The 20,109-nt window shown below is 71.3% G+C and carries 16 protein-coding genes and 1 pseudogene; 12 read left to right on the top strand and 5 right to left on the bottom strand.

The window, feature by feature from the left end:
• Positions 1-76: 76 nt before the first annotated feature.
• Positions 77-2,248: a glycogen debranching protein GlgX gene (gene glgX, locus ACZ58V_RS28800; protein WP_471293473.1), complete on the bottom strand. Its 2,172-nt coding sequence runs from the start codon at positions 2,246-2,248 to the stop codon at positions 77-79.
• 182 nt (positions 2,249-2,430) lie between these two features.
• Here glgX and ACZ58V_RS28795 point away from each other — a divergent pair, with 182 nt between their 5' ends.
• The 4 genes from ACZ58V_RS28795 (at position 2,431) to ACZ58V_RS28780 (ending at position 6,806) form a co-directional block, all read left to right on the top strand.
• Positions 2,431-3,252 carry a Tat pathway signal sequence domain protein gene (locus ACZ58V_RS28795; protein WP_471293470.1) on the top strand — a complete coding sequence of 274 codons (822 nt, stop codon included), beginning with the start codon at positions 2,431-2,433 and terminating at the stop codon, positions 3,250-3,252.
• 46 nt (positions 3,253-3,298) lie between these two features.
• Positions 3,299-4,621, top strand: coding sequence for a copper amine oxidase (locus tag ACZ58V_RS28790; RefSeq protein WP_468191862.1), 1,323 nt, complete (start codon positions 3,299-3,301; stop codon positions 4,619-4,621).
• 114 nt (positions 4,622-4,735) lie between these two features.
• Complete coding sequence (locus ACZ58V_RS28785; RefSeq protein WP_468191859.1) at positions 4,736-5,977, top strand: SAV2148 family HEPN domain-containing protein; 1,242 nt, start codon at positions 4,736-4,738, stop codon at positions 5,975-5,977.
• Between the two features lie 106 nt (positions 5,978-6,083).
• The gene (locus ACZ58V_RS28780) at positions 6,084-6,806 is read left to right on the top strand and encodes an exonuclease domain-containing protein (RefSeq protein ID WP_468191857.1); all 723 of its coding nucleotides are present in this window, start codon (positions 6,084-6,086) and stop codon (positions 6,804-6,806) included.
• A gap of 16 nt (positions 6,807-6,822) precedes the next feature.
• Here ACZ58V_RS28780 and ACZ58V_RS28775 read toward each other — a convergent pair whose 3' ends face one another.
• Positions 6,823-7,686 carry a phosphotransferase enzyme family protein gene (locus tag ACZ58V_RS28775; RefSeq protein ID WP_471293467.1) on the bottom strand — a complete coding sequence of 288 codons (864 nt, stop codon included), beginning with the start codon at positions 7,684-7,686 and terminating at the stop codon, positions 6,823-6,825.
• 168 nt (positions 7,687-7,854) lie between these two features.
• On the opposite strand from ACZ58V_RS28775, the gene ACZ58V_RS28770 reads away from it, so the two are divergent.
• From ACZ58V_RS28770 to ACZ58V_RS28760, 3 genes are read left to right on the top strand one after another with little or no spacing between them, the layout of a single operon-like run.
• Positions 7,855-8,790 (top strand): carbohydrate ABC transporter permease, encoded by a 936-nt coding sequence (locus ACZ58V_RS28770; RefSeq protein ID WP_471293465.1) that lies wholly within the window; start codon positions 7,855-7,857, stop codon positions 8,788-8,790.
• On the top strand, positions 8,787-9,620 hold the full coding sequence (locus ACZ58V_RS28765; RefSeq protein ID WP_468191850.1) for a carbohydrate ABC transporter permease: 834 nt from the start codon (positions 8,787-8,789) through the stop codon (positions 9,618-9,620). The genes ACZ58V_RS28770 and ACZ58V_RS28765 overlap by 4 nt, the downstream gene beginning before the upstream one ends.
• Positions 9,620-10,894 carry an ABC transporter substrate-binding protein gene (locus ACZ58V_RS28760; RefSeq protein WP_468191847.1) on the top strand — a complete coding sequence of 425 codons (1,275 nt, stop codon included), beginning with the start codon at positions 9,620-9,622 and terminating at the stop codon, positions 10,892-10,894. The genes ACZ58V_RS28765 and ACZ58V_RS28760 overlap by 1 nt, the downstream gene beginning before the upstream one ends.
• Positions 10,895-10,917: 23 nt before the next feature.
• Here ACZ58V_RS28760 and ACZ58V_RS28755 read toward each other — a convergent pair whose 3' ends face one another.
• Complete coding sequence (locus ACZ58V_RS28755) at positions 10,918-11,802, bottom strand: DUF3152 domain-containing protein (RefSeq protein ID WP_471293462.1); 885 nt, start codon at positions 11,800-11,802, stop codon at positions 10,918-10,920.
• A 139-nt stretch (positions 11,803-11,941) separates the two neighbouring features.
• Between ACZ58V_RS28755 and ACZ58V_RS28750 the strand changes: the two genes are divergently transcribed.
• The 4 genes and pseudogenes from ACZ58V_RS28750 to mgt all read left to right on the top strand — a co-directional run bounded on the left by ACZ58V_RS28750 (position 11,942) and on the right by mgt (position 16,037).
• A complete protein-coding gene (locus tag ACZ58V_RS28750) occupies positions 11,942-12,637 on the top strand; it encodes a response regulator transcription factor (RefSeq protein WP_382584846.1) in 696 nt (231 codons plus the stop codon).
• Between the two features lie 101 nt (positions 12,638-12,738).
• The gene (locus ACZ58V_RS28745) at positions 12,739-14,163 is read left to right on the top strand and encodes a sensor histidine kinase (RefSeq protein ID WP_471293805.1); all 1,425 of its coding nucleotides are present in this window, start codon (positions 12,739-12,741) and stop codon (positions 14,161-14,163) included.
• Positions 14,160-14,759, top strand: coding sequence for a hypothetical protein (locus tag ACZ58V_RS28740; protein WP_471293459.1), 600 nt, complete (start codon positions 14,160-14,162; stop codon positions 14,757-14,759). The genes ACZ58V_RS28745 and ACZ58V_RS28740 overlap by 4 nt, the downstream gene beginning before the upstream one ends.
• A gap of 29 nt (positions 14,760-14,788) precedes the next feature.
• Positions 14,789-16,037, top strand: a pseudogene (gene mgt, locus ACZ58V_RS28735) (macrolide-inactivating glycosyltransferase).
• A gap of 26 nt (positions 16,038-16,063) precedes the next feature.
• Here mgt and ACZ58V_RS28730 read toward each other — a convergent pair.
• Positions 16,064-17,014, bottom strand: a complete 951-nt coding sequence (locus ACZ58V_RS28730; protein WP_468191838.1) for a zinc metalloprotease — start codon at positions 17,012-17,014, stop codon at positions 16,064-16,066.
• Positions 17,015-17,213: 199 nt separating this feature from the next.
• Between ACZ58V_RS28730 and ACZ58V_RS28725 the strand changes: the two genes are divergently transcribed.
• A complete protein-coding gene (locus tag ACZ58V_RS28725) occupies positions 17,214-17,534 on the top strand; it encodes a hypothetical protein (protein WP_468191835.1) in 321 nt (106 codons plus the stop codon).
• A 54-nt stretch (positions 17,535-17,588) separates the two neighbouring features.
• Here the strand turns inward: ACZ58V_RS28725 and ACZ58V_RS28720 are convergent, their stop codons facing one another.
• Positions 17,589-19,841: an MMPL family transporter gene (locus ACZ58V_RS28720; protein ID WP_471293455.1), complete on the bottom strand. Its 2,253-nt coding sequence runs from the start codon at positions 19,839-19,841 to the stop codon at positions 17,589-17,591.
• Positions 19,842-20,109 lie beyond the last annotated feature (268 nt).

Below are 20,109 nucleotides of genomic sequence, written 5' to 3'. Positions count from 1 at the left end.
CGTCGCCCGGACGAGTGGCTCTTTCCGGACGACGCGGCGGCGTTCCCAGGCGTTCCGAGGCGAGTCGGCAGGGCGGCTACACGGGCCGCTGGAGCACCGTGAGGCTCCGGTCCGTCAGGGTCAGCCGGTCCCCGGCCTGCACCTTCTCGCCGGTGTCCGGCGGCACGCCGTCGGCGCGGGCCGTGTCGACCACGACCTGCCACTGCCGCCCGTGGTCGACCGGCACCACGAACTCCAGCGTCTTCGGCGAGGCGTTGAACATCAGCAGGAACGAGTCGTCGGAGATGCGCTCCCCGCGCGCGCCCGGCTCCGAGATCGCGTTGCCGTTGAGGAACACCGTCAGCGCCGACGCCCGCGCCGAGTCCCAGTCCCGCTGGGTCATCTCCCGGCCCTCCGGAGTGAACCAGGCGATGTCGGACAGGTCGTCGTGCGTGCCCTCCACGGGCCGGCCGTGGAAGAAGCGCCGCCTGCGGAAGACCGGGTGGTCCCGGCGCAGCCACACCATCGCGCGCGTGAAGGCCAGCAGCTGCCGGCTCAGGCTCCCCTCGGACCCCTCGCCGTCCCCGCCGCCGTCCTCGTCGTCCCCGCCGTCCTCGACTTCGTCCGGCCACTCGACCCAGGCCAGCTCGTTGTCCTGGCAGTACGCGTTGTTGTTGCCGCGCTGGGTGCGGGCGAACTCGTCGCCGTGGCTGATCATGGGCACGCCCTGGGACAGCATCAGCGTCGCGATGAAGTTCCGCATCTGCCGGGCCCGCAGCCGCCGTACGTCCGGCTCGTCGGTCTCGCCCTCGGCCCCGCAGTTCCAGGACCGGTTGTGGCTCTCGCCGTCCCGGTTGTCCTCGCCGTTGGCCTCGTTGTGCTTGTCGTTGTACGCCACCAGGTCGTGCAGGGTGAAGCCGTCGTGGCAGGTCACGAAGTTGATGGAGGCCAGCGGGCGCCGCCCGTCGTCCTGGTACAGGTCGGACGAGCCGGTCAGCCGTGAGGCGAACTCCGCGAGCGTGCGCTGCTCGCCCCGCCACAGGTCGCGCACGGTGTCCCGGTACTTGCCGTTCCACTCGGTCCACAGCGGCGGGAAGTTCCCCACCTGGTAGCCGCCCTCGCCCACGTCCCACGGCTCGGCGATCAGCTTCACCTGCGAGACCACCGGGTCCTGCTGCACCAGGTCGAAGAACGACGACAGCCGGTCCACCTCGTGGAACTGCCGGGCCAGCGTCGCGGCGAGGTCGAAGCGGAACCCGTCGACATGCATCTCCGTGACCCAGTACCGCAGCGAGTCCATGATCAGCTGGAGAACGTGCGGGGACCGCATGAGCAGGGAGTTCCCTGTCCCTGTCGTGTCCATGTAGTAGCGGGGGTCGTCGGTGAGCCGGTAGTAGCGCGAGTTGTCCAGGCCCTTGAAGGACAGCGTCGGGCCCATGTGGTTGCCCTCGGCGGTGTGGTTGTAGACCACGTCGAGGATCACCTCGATCCCGGCCTCGTGCAGCGCCTTCACCGCCGACTTGAACTCCAGGACCTGCTGGCCCCGGTCGCCCCAGGACGCGTAGGCGTTGTGCGGGGCGAAGAAGCCGATCGTGTTGTAGCCCCAGTAGTTGTTCAGGCCCATGTCGACCAGGCGGTGATCGTTCACGAACTGGTGTACGGGCATCAGCTCCAGGGCCGTGACCCCGAGCTCGGTGAGGTGCTCGATGACCGCCGGGTGGGCCAGGGCCGCGTAGGTGCCGCGCAGCTCCTCCGGCAGCGCCGGGTGCCGCATGGTGAGGCCCTTGACATGGGCCTCGTAGATCACCGTGTGGTGGTACTCGGTGCGCGGGAGCCGGTCGTCGCCCCAGTCGAAGTACGGGTTGACCACGACCGACGTCATCGTGTGCGGCGCCGAGTCCAGGTCGTTGCGCCGGTCCGGCTCGTCGAAGTGGTAGCCGTACACCTCCTCGCCCCAGCCGATCGAACCGCTGATCGCACGCGCGTACGGGTCGAGCAGCAGCTTCGCGGAGTTGCAGCGCAGCCCGCGCTCCGGGGCGTACGGGCCGTGCACCCGGAACCCGTACCGCTGTCCCGGCATGATCCCCGGCACGTACGCGTGACGTACGAACGCGTCGCTCTCCCGGAGCTCGATCGCCGTCTCCGAGCCGTCGTCGTGCAGCAGACACAGCTCTACTCGGTCCGCGGCCTCCGAGAAGACCGCGAAGTTGGTACCGGCGCCGTCGTACGTGGCACCGAGTGGATACGCCTCTCCAGGCCAGACCTGCATGGATACGACTCTTTCAGGTGTGCGGCGCCGGTGGGGACGCCTTGGCCCCGAGTCTCCCCGAAAGTGAGGGAACCTCCTATGACTTATGTCCCTCTTACCGGGAGACCAGTGCATACGCGGTATGCCAAATCACATGGGGCAAGAACGTACTCCCGGGGCTGATGGGGGAGTAGGGGGAAGATGTGCGCAAGACAGTGCACCGCCATTTGGGCAAGGTGGTGGCCGGCACGGCCATAGCCGTGGCCGGGACAGCCGTGATGGTGGGGATCACCCTGCCGGGCACGGCGGGGGCGGACGACACGGGTACCAGGGCAGGCCAGGCGGGGCGGACGGGACAGTCCGTCCAGCAGGAGTCCGGACCGGACCGGGCCGTTACGCCGGGGGTGGTGGAGGAGGCACCCGCCGAAGGGGAGAAGGGCACGGGCCGCGATCCGCTGACCGACGACGAGATGGAGCGGGTCGCGAAGGCCGCCCTCAACCGGCAGCTGCTCCAGAGCAGCGAGGGCGTCGACGGGGAACGCGGCCCGCAGCGTCTCGGCGTCGACCTCGCCGAACCGGAGGCCGACGAGGTCGGCGATCCGGACGCGCCACGGCGCGCCGACGTGACGTTCTACGACTACCGGGACGACACCCTCGTCACCCGGACCGTCGACCTCGGCACCGGCAAGGTGGTGCGGACCGGCACCCAGCGCGGCGTCCAGCCGCCCCTGAGCCGCGACGAGAAGGCCGAGGCGGCCAAGCTGCTGATCGCCGACCCGCTGGGCGCGGGCCTGAAGGCCGACTACCGGGACGCCACCGGCAAGGAACTCACCTCCCCGGACCAGCTGCAGCTCAGCGGCGCCGTCTACCGGGCCGCGCCGGGCGCCCAGCCCGCCGTGCTCGACCGCTGTGGCGAGCACCGCTGCGTCCGGCTGTTCCCGAAGATCAAGAACGGGCCGTGGGTGGACGCGAGGTCGATCGTGATCGACCTGAGCGCCCGCAAGGCCGCCCGGCTCGACCGCTGACCCGCTCTCCTCGCTCCTCCTCTCACTGTCAGGGAGTCATCTCGCCATGCGCGTGAACAGATACAGCAAGGTCCGCACCCGGGCGGCCGTGGGCCTGAGCGTGGCCGCGCTCGCCGCCGGCGTCACGACCGGCGCGGGACCTGCCGCCGCCCGGCCGAAGGCCGCCCCCGCGGCGCCGGCCGCCGAGTGCAGCGCCGCCTACCGCGTCGAGCAGAAGCTCTCCACCGGCACGACCTGGCGGATGTGCTGGCGCTACGACGGCAAGGCCGGCCTCGTCCTGGAGAACATCTCGTACCAGCCCAAGGGCGAGCCCAAGCCGATCAAGGTCCTCAACAGCGCGAGGCTCGGCCAGATCCACGTCCCGTACGACGACGGGAACGTCGAGTACGACGACCTGACCGGGTTCGACTTCGCCCAGGGCCTGATGAACCTGGCGCCTGGTGAGTGCCCCGGCGGCACCATCAAGACGGTCAAGGTCCCGGACTCCTGGAACGAGGACCCGAACGTCAAGGGCCTGTGCACCACCACCCGCTCCCGCGGCCACGCCTACCGCATGCAGGGCGACACCGCGAACAAGGTCTACCAGGCCCAGGGCAAGGACCTGCTCGTCTACACCGTGAACCAGGTCGGCTGGTACGAGTACATGACCGAGTGGCGCTTCCAGGACGACGGCACGATCACCATGAACGTCGGTGCCACCGGCAGCCTGTCGTGGGACGACTACGACGCCGGGGACGGCCGCGGCTGGCCGATCGGCAAGGGCGCGAGCGCCGCCAAGGCCACCAGCCACAGCCACAACGCCTTCTGGCGGCTCGACTTCGCCCTCGACGGCTCCACCGCCAACAAGATCGAGCAGTACGACTCGACCGTCACCGCCCCGGCCGCCGGCCAGCGCGCCCCGAGCACCAAGACGACCCGCACCAAGGTCACCAAGGAACTCGCCGGGGACAGCAAGAACTACCGCTGGTGGCGTGTGGTCAGCGCGACCGGCAAGAACAAGGACGGGCACCCGCGCTCCTACGAGATCGTCCCCGGCCCGACGACCAAGTACCCGGGCCGCAGCTACACCAAGCACGACGTGTACTTCACCGAGTACAACAAGTGCGAGCTGTTCGCCAGCCACAACCCCGGAGCCTGCGGAGCCGGAGCGGGCAACTCCGTCGACAAGTGGGTGAACGGCCAGGCCCTCAAGCACCCGGTGGTCTGGACGAACATCGGCTTCCACCACATAGCCCGGGACGAGGACCAGCAGCCCATGCCCGTCCACTGGCAGGGATTCTCCATCGCCCCGCGCGACGTCACGGCCATGAATCCGCTCACTCCGGCCGAGCTCGGCTGGCAGAACGGGCACTGGCGGCCGCGCAGTTGAGAATGACCCTGCCCATCCGGCTGCACCGCCGACCGCTCCCGGAGTACCCTTCCTTGATCGTTGGGTGGGGCCAGGCCCCTCGGGAGGCTCGGGGGAGCGGAAGGCGGTGCGCGGGTGGGCTCGGGAGGGCTGGAGCTGCCCCCTGGTGACGAGGGTCACGAGGGGAACTCCACAGACGTCCCGGCCGGTGCCGTGTCCCTGGCGCGGCCGATGGACGCGACGGGCTCGATCGGCCCGGAACTGGACTGGGACACCGACGCCTGGCGCGAGGTACGCACCCGCGCCCAGCGGGCCGGCCGCGCCTACATCTGGCTGAACCTCGTCGAACAGCGGCTGCGCTCGGTCGTCGCCGCCGTACTGCGGCCCATCTACGAACCCGTCCACGGCGACGACTGGGTGGTGGCCGCCGCCGGACCCGCCGGGCAGGAGTGGGTGCAGCGCGCCGTCGCCGTACGCGAGGTCAGCCGCCGCAAGGGCTATCTGCTCGACCCGGCCGACGACAACGTCCTGTCCTTCCTCACCCTGCCGCAGCTGCGCGAGCTGATGGTGCAGCACTGGCCCTGCTTCGAGCCCTACTTCGACGACCGCCGCGACGTCGAGCTCGCCCTGGACGAGCTGGAGGTCACCCGGAACGTCGTCTCCCGCAACCGGGCCCTGTCCGAGGCCGTCCTGAACCAGGCCGAGCGCGCCTCGGCCCGGCTGCTGGAGATGCTCGGCGCCGACGGTGACGTGCCGTCGGCACGCCGGCTGCCCGTCGACGCCGTCGAGGACCTGGTCGGCGACCGGTACGCGGACGTGGTCGCCGTCCACCCGGACCGGGTGCGGCTGATGCGGCAGTTCCCGGCCGAGGACATCTTCGGCGGCGCCCGCCGCCTCGACGCCATCGGCATAGGCCTCAACCTGCTCGTGCAGAACTTCTCCGGCCGCCGGCTGGTGCGGCTGGCCGAGTCGGGCTGCCGGGTGCGGCTGCTGTTCCTCAACCCGGCCTCCAGCGCGGTCAAGCGGCGCGAGCGCGAACTGGGCATCAAGCGCGGCGAGCTCAGCCGGGCCGTCGAGATGAACATCCTGCACATGCGCCGGGTGCGCGCCCGGCTGCGCGACCCGGGTGCCTTCGAGATCCAGGTCTTCGACGAGACGCCCCGTTTCACGGCGTATCTGGTCGACGGCGACGGGGCGGACGGCATCGCGGTCGTGCAGAACTATCTGCGCCGGACACGCGGCATGGAGGCGCCGGTGTTCGTGCTGCGCAACGGCAGCAAGGTGGTCAAGTCGGGCGAGATCGACGAAAGCGGTCTCTTTCCCACGTATCGCGAGGAGTTCGAGGTGATGTGGGCGGATTCGCGGCCGGTGTCGTGAACGGTGCCCCGCGGACCGCGCTCCTCGGATTGTCAGTGGTGCGTGCGAAGGTGGAGACCACTGGGGGACACCACCGGGGGACGCACCACAAGAAGGGGGACCGCCCATGGGCTGGCACCGGGAGCTGCTGACCGGCTTCGACCTGGAGACGACGGGCACCGATCCGCGCGAGGCGCGCATCGTCACGGGGGCCGTGATCGAGGTCAGGGGCGGGGAGCCGCTGGGGCGCCGGGAGTGGCTGGCCGACCCGGGGGTGCCGATCCCCGAGGACGCGGTGGCGGTGCACGGCATCAGCAACGAACGCGCGGCGGCCGAGGGCCGACCGGCCGACCAGGTGGCGGACGCCCTCGCCGACGTCCTCACCTCCTACTGGAAGTCGGGCGTGCCGGTCGTCGCCTACAACGCGGCCTTCGACCTGACCCTGCTCTCCGCCGAGTTGCGGCGGTACGGACTGCCGTCCCTGCGCGACCGCCTGGGCGGCGTGGACCCCGCCCCGGTCATCGACCCGTACACCATCGACCGCTGGGTCGACCGCTACCGCCGCGGCAAACGCAACCTGCAAGCGGTCTGCTCGGAGTACGGCGTGGTTCTCGACTCCGCCCACGACGCCACGGCCGACGCCCTGGCGGCGGCCCGGCTGGCCGGTGCGATAGCCGACCGCCACCCCAAGATCGCGAGCCTGGGCCCGGCGGACCTGCACCACCGCCAGATCGAGTGGTACGCGGAGTGGGCGGCGGACTTCCAGAGTTTCCTGCGCCGCAAGGGTGACGCGACCGCTGTGGTGGACGGGGCATGGCCCCTGCGGGAGTTGGCCGGCGAGCGGGTCTGAGCGGGCCCCCGGGCCATCAGAACGGATACCACCGCACCGTCTCGTCGCCCTCCCGCAACGACGCCACCCGCCGCTCGAACTCGGCCAGCGCCCTAGGGTTGCTCGGTGCGTGCTGAGCCACCCACGCACAGCTGGCCGTCTCCCGGGCGCCGCGCAACACCGAGCACCCGTCCCACTCCCGGACATCCCACCCGTACGTCCCGGTGAAGGACGCGTACGCCTCGTCCGCGAGCCCGTACCGGTCATGGGACAGCGCCATCACCACCAGATCGTGCTCGCGCAGATCGGCGGAGACCGTCTCCAGGTCGACCAGAACCGGCCCGTCGGGGCCGACATGCACATTGCGGGGCAGTGCGTCGCCGTGGATCGGCCCGGGCGGCAGATGCGGCGTCAGCGCGGCGGCCGCCGCGGCGAAACCGTCCCGCCGCTCGCGCAGATACGCCGCGTCCGCCGGGTCGACCGCGTCGCCCGCGAGCCGCAGCCAGCGTTCCACCCCGCCCAGCAGATCGCGGGCCGGCAGTTCGAAAGGAGGAAGAGGCGTGGCGTGCACGACCCGGAGCAGTTCGGCCAGATCCCGCGGCTCGGCGGACCGTACGGCATCGGGCAGCCGGTGCCACACCGTCACCGGGTGCCCCTCGACCAGCAGCGCCTTCGGCTCGGCCGCGCGCACCGCGGGCACGCCCGCCTCGGCCAGCCACACCGCGACGTCCAGTTCGCGGCGCGCCCGGTCGAGGAGCTCGGCGTCACGGCCGACCTTGACGACCAGGTCACCGGCGGCGAACACCGCGTTCTCGCCCAGCGCCAGCAGCCGCGCCTCACGGGCCGCGCCGCCCACCGCGCCCGCCGCGGCCAGTACGTCCCGCGCCCGTGCCTCGTCCATCGTCCGCCTCCGTGGTCCCGGTCCTCGTGTGTCACCGTCGGCTTCTGGCCATCCGTCCGTCAGTGTCGCATTCGCACAGGTCGGACCGTGTGCGCGGTGCCTTGACGGGGCAGGCCGCCTTCACGACCATGACCTGGCCCGTCCGAGCTGTGCAAAGGGGCTGATGCCGTGACGTCGGTGACCGAGGTGCGGAGACCGGCCGATCCGGCACCGGGCCGGGCCCGGCCCCGCCGGGCCGTGGACCACGGCGCCTGGTTCCTGGTGCTGCCCGCCCTGATCCCCATCCTCGTCCTCAGCGTCGGCCCGCTGCTGTACGGGATCCTGCTGGCCTTCACCGACGCCCAGTCGGGCCGCACCGAACCCACGCAGTGGATCGGCGGCCTCAACTTCCGGGACCTGCTGCACGACACGCTGTTCTGGGAGTCGTTCCGGATCGGGCTGGTGTGGGCGGTCGGGGTGACCGTGCCGCAGTTCCTGCTGGCGCTGGGCCTCGCCCTGCTGCTCAACCAGGAGCTGCGGCTGCGCTGGCTGGCTCGTGCCCTGGCCATCGTCCCGTGGGCCATGCCCGAGGTCGTCGTCGGCATCATGTGGCGGCTTGTCTACAACCCGGACGCGGGCATCCTCAACGAGACCCTGCGCGATGTCGGCCTGGGCGGCGGCCGCGACTGGCTGAGCGGGCTGGCGACCGCGCTGCCCGCCGTGATCCTCGTGGGCGTCTGGGCGGGCATGCCTCAGACGACGGTGGCGCTGCTCGCCGGGCTGCAGAACACCCCGCGCGAACTGCACGAGGCGGCGGCGGTCGACGGGGCAGGTGCCTGGCGCCGTTTCCGCACGGTGACCTGGCCCGCCCTCAGACCCATCGCCCTCGCCATCACCGCGCTCAACCTGATCTGGAACTTCAACTCCTTCGCCCTGGTCTACGTGCTGACCAGCGGCGGCCCCGGTGGCCGGACCCGGCTGCCCATGCTCTTCGCCTACGAAGAGGCCTTCCGCTACGGGCAGTTCGGCTACGCGGCGGCGATGGGGTGCGTGATGGTGGCGGTGATCTCGGTCGCCCTGGCCGTGTTCCTCGCCGGCCGCCTCAGGGGAGGTGACGACGCGTGAGGACCTCCGCACCGGCCCGCGTCGGCCAGTACACCGCGCTGCTCGCGTATCTCGTCTTCCTCGCCTTCCCGTTCCTCTGGCTGGTCTCCACGGCGTTCAAACCGCCGCGCGAGCTGGGCAGTCTGCACCCGACGTGGATCCCGAAGGACCCCACCCTCGCCAACTTCCGCCAGGCCTTCGACGAACAGCCGCTGCTGCACGCCGCCTTCAACTCCCTCGTCGCCGCGCTCACGGCGGCGGTCATCGCCGTGCTGATCGCGACGCCGATGGCCTATGTCGTCGCCAGGCGGCGCACCCGGCTGGCGAAGGCGGTGACGGGCTGGGTGGTGGTCAGCCAGGCGTTCCCGTTCGTGCTGCTGATCATCCCGCTGTTCCTCGTGCTGAAGAACCTCCGAATGATCAACTCCGTGCCCGGGCTGGTGCTGGTGTACGTGGTGTGGGCGCTGCCCTTCGCGCTGTGGATGCTCGCCGGGTATGTGCGGGCCGTGCCGCCCGAGCTGGAGGAGGCCGCCGCGGTCGACGGGGCCGGCCGGGTGCGGACGCTGGTGTCGGTGACGGCGCCGCTGCTCGCGCCGGGCATCGTGGCGACGGGCCTGTTCGCGTTCATCACCGCGTGGAACGAGTTCTTCTTCGCGCTGGTGCTGCTCAAGACGCCGGAGAAGCAGACCCTGCCGGTGGTGCTCACCCACTTCATCGGGGCCGAGGGCGTCGCCGACCTCGGCCCGCTCGCGGCGGCCGCGTTCCTCGCGACCCTGCCCTCGCTGGTCGTCTTCGCGATCATCCAGCGGCGGATCACGGGCGGCATGCTCACCGGGGCGGTGAAGAGCTGATGCGCGCACGACTACTCGCCCTGGTCCTCCTGCTGCTCCTGGCCGGCTGCTCCTCCGGCGGCACCCGCGACGACGGCCGGATCACCCTGCGCTTCCAGTCCCTGGCCTGGCAGGAGGAGTCCGTCGAGGCCAACAAGGCGCTGGTGAAGGAGTGGAACGCCACCCACCCGGACGTCCGGGTCGAGTACGTCCAGGGTACCTGGGACAGCGTCCACGACCAGCTCCTCACCGCCTTCGAGGGCGGCGAGGCACCCGACATCATCCACGACGCCTCCGACGACCTGGCGGACTTCGCCTACGGCGGCTACCTGGCCGATCTCACCGACCTGCTGCCCGCACGGCTGAAGTCGGACATCCCGCGGCGCAGTTGGGCGACGACCACCTTCGGGGACGGTGTCTACGGCGTGCCGTTCCTCCAGGAACCACGCGTGCTGATCGCCAACGCGAAGTGGCTCCGGCAGTCCGGGGTGCGGATCCCGACCCCGGAGAAGCCGTGGAGCTGGGCCGAGTTCCGCCGGGTCACCGAGCGCCTCAGCGGCCAGGGGAAGTACGGCATCGCCTGGCCCCTGAAGGAGCCCGTCTCCGCCACGCTCAACCTCTCCCTGTCGGCGGGCGGACAGCTCTTCCACCGCGGGGCGGACGGCAAGGTGACGGTCCGGTTCCAGGCGGCCGACCAGGTGGTGCCGCGCACCATCCACGAGCAGGTCGGCACCGACCGCAGCGCCTCGCCCACGACCCTGGGCAGCGGCGGTTCCGACACCCTGCCCGGGTTCTTCGGCGGCAGATACGCGATGGTCCCGCTCGGCTTCTCCTACCGTCAGCAGATCGTGCAGCAGGCGCCGAAGGGCTTCGACTGGCAGGTGCTGCCCGCCCCCGCCGGTGCCGGAGGGCTCACCCAGGGCGTCAGCCCGCAGACCCTCTCCGTCGCCGAGGACTGCCCGCACAAGAAGGAGGCCGCCGCCTTCGTCGACTTCCTCCTCAGACCGCCGAACATGGTCCGCCTCGCCCTCGGCGACTGGATGCTGCCCACCGGTACCCGGGCGCTGGCCGACCCCGCCCTGCGCACGGCCGAACACGGCTGGGCCACCGGCACCGCCCTCGCCGAGCACCTGCGCCCGGCGCCCGCGCAGACGGTGCGGGGCTACCCCGAGTGGAAGGACAAGGTGGCGACCCCGGCCCTCCAGGAGTACTACAGCGGAGCCATCGGACCGGGCGAACTGCGCGAACGGCTGGAGGAGGACGGCAACCTGGTGCTGGCGCGCTATCAGCGCTGACGGCGTCGCCGGTCCGGTTCCGTTCAAGGCACGGCGGGACCCGTGAGGTAACGGCCCTCCTCGTCGTACGGCCAGACATTGGGCGCGCAGCCGCGCATGCCCTTGATCTGCTGCATCATTGCGGGGGCCGGCTTGCCGGGGCCGGGGCAGCCGACGTGGCCGTGGCCGAGGAAGTGGCCGACCTCGTGGTTGATGATGAGGGCCCGGTAGGCCTTGACGTCCTTGGCGTAGACGGGAGTTGCCAGGAGCCAGCGTTTGAGGTTGACCATGACGTTCTTGGCGACGTTGCAGTTGACCTCGCCGCCGGTGTCCAGGCCGTACTGGCCGCAGATCTTGTCCACGGTCCCGGCGGTGGCGACCTTCACGACGAAGTCGGTGGGCCCGCTCGACACCCGCCGGAACGCGGAGCGGCCGTCCGCCGTCCAGCCGCGCCGGTCGGCCAGCACGTTCTCCACCTGCTCGGCGACGTCCGGAGCGGACAGGTCGATGCCGTCCTCGACATCGACCCGGTAGCGCAGGGTCCGGCCTTGTCCCACCTTGGGGCCCGAGCCGGGGGCGACGGTGAAGGTGCCGGGGCCCGTGGCCGGGATCTCCTGCCGGGCGGAGGCAGAGGGCGAGGGCGAGGCGGTCGGGGAGGACGGGTCCGACGGGGTGAGGGGCCTGGCCGGGGCGGTGGTGGCGTGGGAGTCCGGCGCGGGCTCGGTCGCCGGGCCGGAGCCGGCCTCGGCCGCCGCACCTCCGCGCTTCGCCGACGTCCATTCCACCGCGGCGAGTCCCGCCACCCCGAGCAGCGCCAGCGCGGACAGGCCCGCTAACAGCGGGCCCTTCCGGCCGCGCCGCCCGGCGGAGTGTGCGGGGCGGCCGTCCCTGCGGCGGCTGCGGGACGGAGGTGTGGAGTGCGCGGTCATGGTCGTTCAGATTGCGAGGGTCATGTGATCGAACATGGCCCGAATGATAACGGAAGGATTACGAAGATCTGCCAGGATGCCTGTGTGATCATCCGGTAACAGGAGCCCGTCCGCGTGCGGGCCTGCGGATACTGAGCCCATGCCACGAGTTCTGCTGATCGAAGACGACCGCGCCGTACGTGAAGGAGTCGCCCTCGCCCTGCGCCGCCAGGGGCACGACGTCGCCGCCGCCGAGACCGGAGAGGAGGGGCTGGAGCGGCTGCGGTCCTTCCGGCCGGACGTCGTGGTGCTCGACCTGATGCTGCCCGGCATGCCGGGTCTGGATGTGTGCCGCGCCATGCGTGCCCTGGACCAGACGCTGCCGATCCTCATGGCGACCGCGCGCGGCGACGACGTGGACATCGTCGTGGGACTGGAGGCCGGAGCCGACGACTACGTCGTCAAGCCCGTGCAGGCCCGGGTTCTGGAGGCGCGCATCCGGGCCGTCCTGCGCCGGGCGACGGCGGTGGCGGCGGCCGACGGTGGCATACCGAAGATCGACACCTACGGCGAGCTGGCCATCGACCGCGCCGGGCACGCGGTCACCTGGCAGGGCGCCCCGGTCCCGCTCGCCCCGTCCGAACTGCGGCTGCTGCTGACGCTGTCCGCCGCACCCGGCCAGGTGTTCAGCCGGCAGCAACTCCTGGAAGCGGTCTGGGAACACAGCTACCACGGCGACGCGCGCCTGGTGGACGCCTGCGTCAGACGGCTGCGGGCCAAGATGGGCGAGCCCTCGCGGGAGCCGCGATACATCCAGACGGTGCGTGGCTTCGGCTACCGGTTCGTGTCCCCGTGAGGAACCCCTCCGCGAGGAACGCACGGGGCCCCCGCCGGCGCGGGCTGTTCTTTCGCCTGCGCGGCCTGTTCCCCCGTCTGCGCGGGCTGCGTACGCGCCTCGTGGTGGCGTTCGCGCTCGTCGCCGCGCTCACCGCGGCGACCACCGGCGCCCTGAGCTTCCGGGAGGCGCGCACGGGTGTGCTCCAGCAGAGCCAGGACACCGTGATCAAGCTGCTGCGCACCCAGGTCGACCGGCTCGCCCCGCAGTTGTCCTTCCCCCCGGTCGCGGCCGAACTGCGCCGCTTCGCCGGTGATGTGGCCCGCGCGGAGCCGTCCGGGAACTGGCGGGTGCTGGCCGTCTACGAGGATCTGAGTGCCACGTCCCTTCCCGGCGACCCGTTCGGCGAGCTGACCCCCGACTTGCGCGAGGCCGTGGACTCCAGCCCGGCCACCGTCTTCCAGCGCGTGAACACCGGCGACCACACCTCACTGGTCGTCGGTATGTCGGTCATGTTCGCCGGCGAGGAGAACCGCGGGATCGCCTCGGGGATCCAGGTCTTCCTCACGGTGCCGCAGGCCACCGAACAGCGGTACGTGGACGCCCTGGTCACCGCCGTGGAACGGGCCACCGTGCCCGCGCTGGGCGTCGCCGTCCTGCTCGCGCTGCTCGCCGCGCGCGGGGTGCTGCGGCCGGTGCGCGCACTGCGCCGCGCCACCCGCAGCATCGCCGAAGGGCGGCTGGACACCCGGCTCGCCGTCAACGGCTCCGACGAACTCGCCGATCTGTCCCACACGTTCAACGAGACGGCCGCCGCCCTGGAGGAGTCGGTGGCCGAACTGCGCGGCATGGAGGCCCGGGCCCGCCGGTTCGCCGCGGACGTCTCGCACGAACTGCGCACCCCGCTGGCCGCCATGGCGGCGGTGACCGACGTCCTCGACGAGGACGCAGCCCGTCTCGACCCGGACACCGCCACCGCGGTCCGGCTGATCAGCGAGGAGACCGTGAAACTGGCCCGTCTCGTGGACGACCTGATGGAGATCTCCCGTTTCGACGCGGGCGCCGCGGTGCTGCACCTGGACGAGATCGACCTCGCCGAGTCGCTGCGCCGCACCCTCGCCGACCGTGCCTGGGCGGACCTGGTGGACACGGACCTGCCGCCGCCGGACGCCGTACGCGGCCGGGTCGACCCGCGCCGGCTGGACGTCGTGGTGGCGAACCTGGTCGGCAACGCGCTCCGGCACGGCGCCCGGCCGGTCCGTCTGCGTCTGCGCGCGCACGGCGAGCGGTCGGCGGTCATCGAGGTGCTGGACAGCGGCCCCGGAATCCCCGAGGACGTCCTGCCGCATGTCTTCGAGCGCTTCTACAAGTCGGACACCGCCCGCATCCGAACCGAGGGCAGTGGTCTGGGTCTCGCCATCACCGCCGAGAACGTCCGGGTGCACGGCGGCAGCGTCCGGGCGGCCAACCGTCCGGAGGGCGGCGCGGTGTTCACCGTCGAACTCCCGCTGCGCCGGGACGAACCGGCCCACGGGGAGCACCTGTGACCGCCCGGCGCCGAGCCGCCCTGCTGGCCGTGCCGGCGCTGTGCGGGCTCGCCTCCTGCGGCATCCCGGCCACCGGCGTGGTGGAGGCGGGCGGTCCCGCCGGCGGGGTCGTGCCGACGGTACGGGTCTACTTCGTGGCGGACGGCAAGCCCGTGCCCGTCCCGCGCCGGGGCGTCACCCCGATCGGCGCCGCCTCGGCCGTGGAGGTGCTGCTGCAAGGGCCCACGGCGGAGGAACAGGCCTCTGGGCTGCAGTCGTCGCTGCCGGTGACCGGGACCGACCTGCCGACGGCGGTCCCGGCCGAGCCTGACCGGCCACCGGCGACGGAGGCGTCGCGGGAGCCTGGCACACAGGTCCCGCAAGCGGCCGAAGCCACGGACTTCGCGAAGGTCACCACCCGGGGCGATCGCGTGTCCATCGAACTGTCCCTGCCCTCCACCGGTGAACTGCCCGATCTCGCGCTGACCCAGCTGATCTGCACCGCCGCCGTCGCAGCGCGTGTCTCCAGCCCCGGGGACGACCCGGTGACGGTCACGGTCGAGGGCCGGGACGGCCGCCGCGTCGAGGGCACGGCGGCGCGCTGCCCCACCACGTGAGCGGCACCGGCGTGAACGGCACCGGCCGTCTGAAAAAGTTGCACGAGACGTCTCGTCTCGCGTACGGTCGGTTCCATGACCAACCGCGCGCACATCGCCATGTTCTCCATCGCCGCCCATGGCCACGTGAACCCGAGCCTCGAGGTGATCCGCGAGCTCGTGGCGCGCGGCCACCGGGTGACCTACGCGATCCCGCCGGTCTTCGCGGAGAAGATCGCGCAGACCGGTGCCGAGGTGAAGCCCTGGAACTCCACGCTGCCCTCGCCCGACGACGACCCGGACGCCTGGGGGAGCGAGCTGCTGGAGATCATGGAGCCGTTCCTCGACGACGCGATCCATGCCCTCCCGCAGCTGATCGAGGCCTACGAGGGCGACGAGCCGGACCTCGTGCTGCACGACATCGCCGCCTATCCGGCCCGCGTCCTCGCCCACCGCTGGGGCGTTCCCGCGATCTCCCTGTCACCGGCCATGGTCGCCTGGGAGGGGTACGAGGAGGAGGTCGCCGAGCCGATGTGGGCGGAGCCGAGGAAGACCGAGCGCGGGCGCGCCTACTACGCCCGGTTCAGCGCCTGGCTGGAGGAGAACGGGATCACCCGGCACCCCGACCCGTTCGTGGGCCGGCCCGACCGCTCGCTCGTCCTGATTCCCAAGGCGTTCCAGTGGAGCGCGGACCGTGTTGACCAGAGCGTGTACACCTTTGTCGGAGCATGCCAGGGCCGGCGCACCACCGAGGGCGACTGGCAGCGGCCGGCCGCTGCCGAGAAGGTCGTCCTCGTCTCCCTCGGGTCCGCCTTCACCAAGCAGCCCGGCTTCTACCGGGAGTGCGTCAAGGCGTTCGGCGACCTGCCCGGCTGGCATCTGGTGCTGTCGATCGGCAAGCACGTCGACCCGGCCGAACTGGGGGACGTCCCCGCCAACGTCGAGGTGCACTCCTGGGTTCCGCAGCCGGCGATCCTGAGGCAGGCCGACCTGTTCGTGACGCACGCCGGCGCGGGCGGCAGCCAGGAGGGCCTCGCCACCGCCACGCCGATGATCGCCGTACCGCAGGCGGCTGACCAGTTCGGCAACGCGGAGGTCCTCCAGGGCCTCGGCGTCGCCAAGTGCGTCCCCACCGAGGAGGCGACCGCCGGCCCCCTGCGCGAGACGGCCCTCGCCCTGCTCGGCGACCCGGAGGTCGCCCGCCGCCTGAAGGATCTCCAGGCCGAGCTGGCCCAGGAGGGCGGCACATCCCGCGCGGCCGACCTCATCGAGGCCGAACTGCCCGCTCGTCAGGGCTAGTCGGTTTCATGCAAGTGCCGGGGCCGTCACACCGCGACGGCCTGGCGGGTGAGGGTCTGCCGGGCCTGGTCCAGCGTGGCGTCCATGCGCGCCGCCTGCCCCTTGGTGAACATGAACATCGCGGCGTCGTCGGTGTAGTCCATGTAGTTCATGAACATGTCGCCGTTCGGCCCGTTGCCGCACGTCACATGGGGGAAGTCGGGTGAACCGAGGTTCGGCCCCGCCTGGTTGGGGGTGTCCGACACGAAGTCGCCGCCGCTGCACCCCTCGTCGTCGTCGCCCCAGATGTGCCGCAGGTTCAGCCAGTGCCCGATCTCGTGCACGGCCGTACGGCCGCCGTCGAACGGCGCCTTGGCGGTGCCGGTGGTCCCGAAGGCGGAGGTGGTGACGACCACCCCGTCCGTGGAGGCGGCGCCGCCCGGGAACTGGGCATAGCCCAGCAGTCCGCGGCGCAGCGGGCTGACCCAGAGGTTCAGGTAGATGTCCGCGGGCCAGGCGTCCCGCCCCCCGCTCAGACTGAACTTGACCAGGTCGTCCGTGCCCCAGTCCCGGGTCGAGGACGGGGTGCGGGTGATGCCGTTGGTGGGGCGGCCCAGCGGGTCGGTCCGGGCGAGGTGGAACTGCAGGCGCACATCGGCCACGAGGTCCTGCCAGGCCGCCGGAACCTTGTTGACATCCGGGTTGCCGGCCCGGAAGTCCTGGTTGAGCACCTCGATCTGACTCTGGATCTGGGCGTCGCTCACGTTCTGCTCGGGCGTGCTGTGCACGACGTGCACGACGACGGGGATGTCGACGAGGCTCTGCCGGCCGGTGACTTGTTCCAGCTGCTCGTAGGTGAACGCGGTGTTCTCGATCAGGGCCCGGTTCTCGGCGTACTCCGGGTTCAGGTCGAGGAGTCTGCGGTGCACCTCCATGGCACCGCACCAGTGGCTGTAGTCGGCGGAGGTGACGCGGAGATAGGACTGGGCGTCGGACATGACTGCCCCTCGGGAAGCTGAGGGTGTGCCGCGCACGCGGCTGCGGAAGTGCGCGTCTGACACGCGCCGCGAGGGCCGGGCGACGCCGGGCGGAGCGGTCGGTTGCCCGTTCCCTCCAAACCCATACAATGACAATCCTAGTCACTCAGGTATAAGACCGGCAATGTGAACGGCTTTGGGCGAGTGAGGTGGCCGGGTCATGCGAGAGCCCTCGTCGGACCTGTTCCGTTCCTGGATCCATTCCTACGAGGAGGACCACGAGGACGTGCGGGTGTACCGGCCCGACGACTACCCCTTCCCGCCCGCGCGCGGGCGCCGCGGCATGGAGTTCGCGCCCGACGGCACCTTCGTCGACCACCCGCTGGGACGCGGTGACGCTCCCGCGGCCGTGCCCGGCCGCTGGCGGCTCGTGGCGGACCGTCATATCGCGCTCACCTTCGGCGGTGCCCGTCCGGACCGGGAGCTGGAGATCGTCCGCTGCGACGCGAGCGTGCTGCACGTGCGCCGACTCACGAACTGAGAGGGCCTGTTGGTTGCCCAGGCAACCAACAGGCCCTTCGAGCGGCGGCGGGGATCAGACCTTGAGGGGCTCGCCCTCGTCGTCCCGCGCCACCGGTCCGGCGACGACCGCCCGCGGCGCCTCGTCGTGCGTGAGGTCCGGCAGCCGGTGCAGCCACTGCGGCAGATACCAGTTGCGCTCCCCGAGCAGCGCCATCACCGCCGGCAGCAGCACACCCCGGATGATCGTCGCGTCGATGAGCACCGCGGCCGCGAGGCCGACGCCCATCTGCTTCATGGACTGCATGGACAGCGTCCCGAAGATCGCGAACACGGCGACCATGATGACCGCGGCACTGGTGACGACCCCGGCCGTGGTGACCACGCCGTGCCGGATCGCGTCCTTCGTCGCCAGACCCCGCAGCCGCGCCTCCCGTATCCGGGAGACCACGAACACGTGGTAGTCCATCGACAGGCCGAACAGGATCACGAACAGGAAGAGCGGCAGCCAGGTGATGATGGCGCCGACGCCCTCCGCGCCCACCAGGGACGCGCCCCAGCCGTGCTGGAAGATCGCGACGAGGACGCCGTACGCCGCGCCCACCGACAGCAGGTTCAGCACGATCGACGTGAGCGCGATCGTCAGCGAGCGGAACGACAGCAGCATCAGCAGGAAGGCGAAGACCACGACGAACGCGAAGACCGGCACGACGGCTCCGGCCAGCTGGTCGTTGAAGTCCTTCGACCCCGCGACCTGCCCGGTGATCGGCGCCTCGACCCCCTCGACCCTGCCGAGCGTGGCCGGACGCACCTCGTCACGCAGCTTGTCCAGGCTCGCGCCCGCCCGGTCCAGGTCGGAGCCGCCGACCAGCGGGACGTAGACGAACGCGACGTTCCGCGTGTCGTGCAGCTTGATCTCCACCGGGCCGCGCGAGGCGCCCGAACTGATCGCCCGGTCACGGAAGTCGGCGAGTGCGGACTTCACCTCCGGCGCGTTGATGTCGTCCGCCCTGACGACCACCTCGGCCGGCTCCGAACCGCCCGGGAAGGCATCGTTGAGCCGGTTGTACGTCTGCACGATCGGCAGCGAGTCGCCGAACTCCTGGTCCAGCGTGAGCTGCTGGGTCTTCATGCCGAGCGCGGGAGCGGCGATGGCCAGCAGCGCACCGGCCGCCACCGCCACGGCGATCACGGGCCGGGCGAGGACGCGCCGCAGTACGGCCGTCCAGAACCGGCTGTCCTGGCTGCCGCCCGGCTTGCGCCGGCGCAGGAAGGGAATGCGGCCCTTCTCCACGCGCTCGCCCAGCAGCGACAGCAGCGCGGGCAGCACCGTCACGGAGCCCACCATGGCCACGGCCACCACCATCAGGGAGGCCAGGCCCATCGCCTCGAACTCGGCGAGCCCGGTGAACAGCATGCCCGCCATGGCCACGCAGACCGTGACACCGGAGACGACGATCGCGCGGCCACTGGTCGCGGCGGCGATCCTGAGGGCCGTTCGCGCGTCATGGCCGGCCTCGCGCTCCTCGCGCTCCCGGCGCAGATAGAACAGGCAGTAGTCGACGCCGACCGCCATGCCGACCAGCAGCATCACGGAGTTGGCGGTGTCGCTCATCGGCTGGAGGTGGCTGACGATTCCCATCAGGCCCATCGTCGCCATGATCGCGGTGACCGCCAGCGCCACCGGCAGCAGCGCCGCCACCAGCGCGCCGAAGGCGATGAGCAGAATGCCGAGGGCCACCGGCACCGCGGAGTACTCGGCCTTCTTGAAGTCGTCCCCGAACGCGTCGTCGAACGTCTTCATCATGCTGGCGCCGCCGATCTCCTCGATCCGCAGCGACGCGTGGTCCTTCTGGACGCCCTCGACGGCCTTCAGCACCGGCTCGACCCGCTCGCCGGCGGTGTCCGCCGCGCCGCGCATGTCGAACTGCACGAGCGCGCTGCGCCCGTCCTTCGAGATCGTCTTCGTGTCGTACGGCGAGGTCACGTCGGTGACCTCGCCGGTCCCCTCGACGGCCTCGACCACGGCGGTCACGGCGCTCCTGAACTCGGCGTCCGTGGCCTTGAGACCACCACCCCTGGCCTGGATCAGGACACTCTCACCGGCCGGCTCGTCGATCCCGGCGTCCTCGATGATCCGCGCGGCGGTGTGCGTCTCCCCCTTCAGCTGGTCGCTGTCCTTGACGTCGACCCGGCCCGCCGCCGAACCGAGCCCCATCGCCAGGACGACGAACAGCACCCAGATGCCGACGGCGGCCCATCGGTGCCGGGCGCTCCAGCCGCCGGCCCGGGCCGCAAAGCCCCGCACCCGCGCTTCTCCGTTCCCCATGACGGGCTCGCCCCCTCGTGCAGCGGTGGCGGCCCCCTGCCGCCCCCTTCCGTCTCGAAGGTATGGGCCGGATAAAACCATCTCGTCGTGCTGCCCGGTGAGGTGGCGGGGCCGGAACTCATCCCCATGGACCTGGCTTTCTCCCCACTGGGGAGGACCGCGAGGGACCGTGGCCCCTTACACACACTGTGTGGATCCTGAGCAGATGGTTGTGCCCCGCGGTGACCGATGAGTAATTTACGGGGCCGGGCAGCCGCCCGCCGACGGC

It is taken from the genome of Streptomyces sp. NPDC040589 (genome assembly GCF_055594445.1).
The sequence above is the reverse complement of the archived record's forward strand: the minus strand, read 5'-3'. Positions and strand labels throughout refer to the sequence as shown.